2 protein-coding genes are annotated in these 5,626 nt (G+C 32.8%); both read left to right on the top strand.

Features of this window, described 5'->3' with window-relative positions:
- Positions 1 to 2,363, top strand: a 2,363-nt coding sequence (locus H527_RS0118345) for a condensation domain-containing protein (RefSeq protein WP_027414014.1), incomplete at its 5' end; no start/stop codon positions are given.
- 283 nt (positions 2,364 to 2,646) lie between these two features.
- The coding region (locus H527_RS0118340; RefSeq protein ID WP_027414013.1) for an amino acid adenylation domain-containing protein at positions 2,647 to 5,626 on the top strand (2,980 nt) is incomplete at its 3' end.

Raw genomic sequence — 5,626 nt, 5'->3', positions numbered from 1 at the left:
CAGTAGTTAATGCTTATGGTCCTACAGAGGCAGGAGATGATGTAAGTTTACATTTTATGAATGAAGCTCCATCGGGTCAGAATGTTTCTATAGGTAAGCCCGTAGCTAATATGCAAATTTATGTAGTTGATGATAAGGATAATTTATGTCCGGTAGGAGTTATGGGGGAGTTATGGGTTTCAGGAATAGGAGTAGGTCGAGGATATTTGAATGATTCAGCAAAGACAGCTAAGGTTTTTAGGGACAATCCATTTACGAATTCTTCTTCACGATTGTATAAGACAGGAGATTTAGGTCGTTGGTTGTCAGATGGTAGTTTAGAGTTTTTGGGTCGTAAGGATGATCAGGTAAAGATTCGAGGGCATCGTATAGAATTGGGAGAGATAGAAAGTGTTTTATCCTCTCAATCTGGAGTTAACAGTTGTTGTGTTTTGGCAAAATCAGATAGTAGTGGTTTGGATCGTTTGGTAGGGTATGTTGTGATGTCAGGAGCTTTTGACAAGCAGTTTTTACAGGATCAATTAAATCAGGAGTTACCATCGTATATGGTTCCTTTGGTATGGGTTTGTTTAGAAGAGATGCCTTTAACGGTACATGGTAAGATTAACAAGAAGGAGTTGCCAGACCCAGATATGTCAAGTTTATCCACAGCAAGTTACGTAGCTGCATCAAATGAGATAGAGGAGGAATTGGTACGAATCTGGCAGGATTTATTAGGCGTAGAGCAAGTAGGAGTTCATGATAACTTCTTTGAATTAGGAGGAGATTCTATTATTACTATTCAAGTAGTGAGTAATTTGAAAAGAGTAGGTTATCATATAAGACCACGCAATTTATTTGAGAATCAAACCATATTCGAATTAGCAAAAAAAGTGAAAGATGTAGGAAACCAGATTGAAGGAGAACAAGGAAGACTAGAGGGAGTTTGTGAATTATTACCTATCCAACAATGGTATTTTAATGAAGCGCACGAAGAAGGATCACAGTACAATCAATCAGTATTATTGTCAATTTCAAAATCAGTCGAGGAAATCGATCTAAGTAAAGGATTCATAGCATTAGTCGAATATCACGACGCATTGCGTTTTAACTATCAAAAAAAGGAAGGAATATGGGTTCAAGAATACAGTGATACTAATGGAGTATTAGTAGTGATAGATTGCACACAAGAAAAAATGTGTGATATGCCTGATGTTATTAATAAGTTGTGTAATTCATCTCAGAAAGACATAGATATAACAAAGGGACAAGTTTTTAAAGGAATATTGATTAAAACGCCAGAAGAAGACAAAGAAAATCGTCTTTTTATTGCAGCACATCATTTAGTAATTGATGGAATTTCTTGGAGAATTCTTCTTACTGATTTGGAACGTATTCTAGATACGATTCAGAAGAATCAGGAAATTAACTTGGGAAGTAAAGGAAGTTCTTATAGACAATGGTATACGGAATTAGAAAAATATACCAATAGAAGTTCTGTTCTTATGCAACAATCCTATTGGGCAGCAATGGCAAAAGAATATAACCCGTTGCCTGTAGATCATGAAATAAAGGGTTATGATAGTTATAAAAACATATCCGATTACAGTTTGGTATTGGATAAGGAAAACACCTTTTCCTTGATCAGTGAGATACATCAACGATATGGCACAGAGATAGATGATATCTTACTAGCTTGTTTGGCTTTAACTATAGGAAAATGGTCTGGACACAACAGTATTGTAATTGGTCAGGAAGGACATGGAAGAGAAGATATATCAAAAAGTATCGATATCGGTAATACGATAGGTTGGTTTACAAACTTATATCCTATAGCACTACAATCTTCAAATACAAACTCTCTAGGAGATTTGGTAAAATCAACAAAAGAACAATTACGATGTATACCAGACAAAGGTCTAGGTTATGGAGCATTACGTTATTTACATGCCTCAGAAGAGGTAAGAAAAGATTTAGCTCAAGTACAGTGGGATGTTGTTTTTAATTACTTAGGACAATTAGATAATGCAGTAAGTTTAAGTGATCGATTTAAAGGAGCAACGGAATCTACTGGAAAAGAAATAGGTTCTGATATTCGATTTGATTGTAAAATAGAAATTAATGGTTCTATCACGCAAGGACAACTGCGATTAAATTGGAGCTATTCAAAGAGACAATATAATATAGAAACTATTGAAAAGCTAGCAGAAGAATACTTATCGAATTTAAAAAGCCTTATTAGTCACTGTAAGGATAACAAAACCAAAGAATACACCCCCTCTGATTACGGATTAGAAAAGGAGGTTCAATATCAGGAACTAGAAGCGGTTACTCAAAACTTGATAGAAGAAGCATATGAAGGGGAGGATATTTTAGAATTTTAACCTAACCCTCTCAAAGTACACCAAAAACATCTCTAAAGGATAAAAAAATCAATCATTTTAGAGATGTTTTGGTTGTATTTATGCCTCTATAAGTCACTGTGATAAAAAAGCATACAATTTTATCACAATAAGATACAAATACTCATAAAAATATTTTAAAAGATTAGTGATAGTAGAAAATAGATCTTGACGATTAAAATTGGTTAGGTTATTAATTTTTTACTAGTACTAGCGTTTCGCTGAATTATTTCAATACAAACGAATACTGTTCACACAAACACATATGGAAAGTTTTATAAAAAAATTAGAAGAATTAAACTTGTTTTTAGTTAAAAAGGATGAAAACTTAGTACTGAGAGGGCTAAAAGGAAAGTTAGATGAAGCAGATAAAGACAAAATAAAGAATAATAAAGAAATTATAGATTTTATAAAGACTAATAAAAAAGGATTACTTGAGTATTTAGATAATAGGTCTTTAATAGATTCATTTTATAAATTAAGTCCTTTGCAGGAAGGAATGCTTTTTCATGGTTTATATGATGAGAGTTCTAAAACGTATGTAGAACAAATGTCTATAGATTTCCCAAAAGGCGTAGCAGTCGAGGCACTGAAAGAATCTTGGAACTACGTTATTCAAAATCACAGTGCATTAAGAACATCTTTTTTATATGAAGAGTTGAGTATTCCTTTACAATGTCTATACAAAAGAGTAAGGGTACCATTTGAAGAGTTAGATTATAGCGATTTAAATTCCTTAGACAGAGAAAAAAAAATAGACGATTTTTTAATTCAGGATTGCGAAAGAGGGTTTGTGTTTAATGAAGTGCCGTTGATACGGATTACTCTTATAAAAACAGGAGATTTATCATATACAATGGTTTTTACTCATCATCATATCTTGATGGATGGATGGTCTTCGGCAATACTCATGGAAGAATTATTAGTAGCGTATGAAGCTTTTTATAAAGGAAATACCCCTCCCAAAAGGAAAGAAGATTTATATGAAGATTATATCAAGTACATACAGAAAAATGATATTGAGCAAGAAGATCAGTTTTGGAAAGAGTATGTTAAAAATTTAAAAACTCCAACGATCTTACCTTTCTTAGAATCAACAGATTTAAGGAATAAAGGAATAGGGAATAATAAAAAACTTTTTTTAAACTTAGAGGAAGAATTTACTGTACGTTTAAAGCAGTATGCAAAAGAACATCGGTTAACGATGAACTCTATTATTCAAGGCGTATGGGCTTTATTATTATCTAGATATACAGGAACTCCTGATGTTGTATATGGAGTAACAGTTTCTGGACGCCCTACTGATTTAGAAAATTCTGAACAACGATTAGGATTATATATCAATACACTTCCTTTTTATAGCCATATTAAAAGCAATGATACTGTTGTAAATTGGTTGACGGCACTGCAATTAAATACCGTTAGTAGTAGAGAGTATCAGTATACTAGTTTGGCTAAAATTCAAAGCTTTAGTGGGGTTAAGGGAGATTTATTTGATAGTATTCTTGTTTTCGAAAATTACCCAGTGTCTGAAGTTTTAAAAGCAGGTAGCAATGTATTGGATGTATCAAATATAAAAACAAAAGAACAATCTAATTATTTGTTGACTATTGCAGTTAATTTAGGAAAACAATTAAGTATAGAATTTAATTATAACGATCAATTATTAAATAGTTCGATTATAGAAATGATTAAAAATCATTTCTATATTGTTTTAGAACAACTATTGATCTCTTCCAATTTAACCAGAGTTTCTGATATTGGGATTCTTACCAAGGAAGAAAAAGATCAACTAATATATGATTTTAATCCTTCTGAAAATACTTTGGCTAAAGGAGGTACGGTTGTAAGTTTATTTGAGGAGCAAGTATGTAAAAATCCAAATAATATCTCAGTAGTTTTTCAAGGAACTACAATGACCTATGCAGAGCTAGATAAAAAAGCAAACCAATTAGCACATTATTTGATTGAAGAATACGCAATTCAAAAAGAAGATTTTATTGCAGTTAAATTAGATCGTAGTGACCAATTAATAATCTCTCTAATTGCGATATTAAAAACAGGAGGGACTTATTTACCAATAGACCCCAATTATCCAGAAAAGAGAATACAATATATAGAAAGTGACAGTCAGTGTAAAGTAAGTATTACACCAAAGTTATTTGCTGATTTTAAAGAAAAAGAAAGTAGGTACAAGGAAGATGCTCCAAAAGTAAGTATCGAAAGTGATACCCTTGCTTATGTAATTTATACTTCGGGATCTACTGGTCGTCCAAAAGGAGTAATGATAGAGCATGGGGGTATTGTAAATACAATTACGGCTCAGATTAATCATTTTTCAATAGGAAGCTCAGAACATTGTCTTCAGTTTTCTAATCAGTCTTTTGATGCCTCTATATGGGAAATATTAATAACTCTCCTCAGTGGTTCTAAACTGTTTATAATAGAAGAAACAATAAAATCAGACATAGCGTTGATGACTAATTTTATTAATGATAATAAGATTACTTGGGCAACCTTACCTCCAGCTTTTGTGAAATTGATAGATATAGAGCATTTGCATACTATAAAAACATTGATTACTGCAGGAGAAGAAGCTCCGATTGCAAAAGCAAAAGCTTTTTCTAAAAAAGGAACATATATAAACGCATATGGACCAACAGAAACTAGTATTTGTGCTACTGTTTTTGATGGAAAAATAGAAGAGAAGGTTTCTATAGGAAAGCCCATAGCGAATACTAGGGTATATATTCTTTCAGATGATTTACAGTTACAACCACTTTCAGTTGTAGGAGAATTGTGTGTTAGTGGTGTTGGAGTTGCACGAGGATATGTAAACAAACCGGGATTAACTTCGGAGAGATTTATATTAGATCCATTTATTTCAGGAGGGAGGATGTATCGTACAGGGGATTTGGCACGATGGTTACCAGATGGTAGTTTAGAGTTTTTAGGACGTAAGGATGATCAGGTAAAAATACGAGGATACCGTATAGAATTGGGAGAGATAGAGAATGTTTTATCAGAATTAGAAGGGTTAGATAGTTGTTGTGTTTTGTCTAGAGAGGATGGCTCAGGAGTAAATCGTTTGATTGGTTATGTAGTAAGTAGTACTGATTTTGATAAGCAAGAAGCTCAGGCATTTTTAAAACATCGTTTACCGGAGTATATGATCCCTCAGTTATGGGTTGTTTTAGAAGCAATGCCATTGACAAGTAATGGTAAGATATCAAAAAAGGATTTAC

The organism is Aquimarina muelleri DSM 19832, assembly GCF_000430665.1.
GTDB lineage: Bacteria > Bacteroidota > Bacteroidia > Flavobacteriales > Flavobacteriaceae > Aquimarina > Aquimarina muelleri.
Note: the sequence above shows the minus strand (reverse complement) of the source record. Positions and strands in the feature narration are given on the sequence as shown.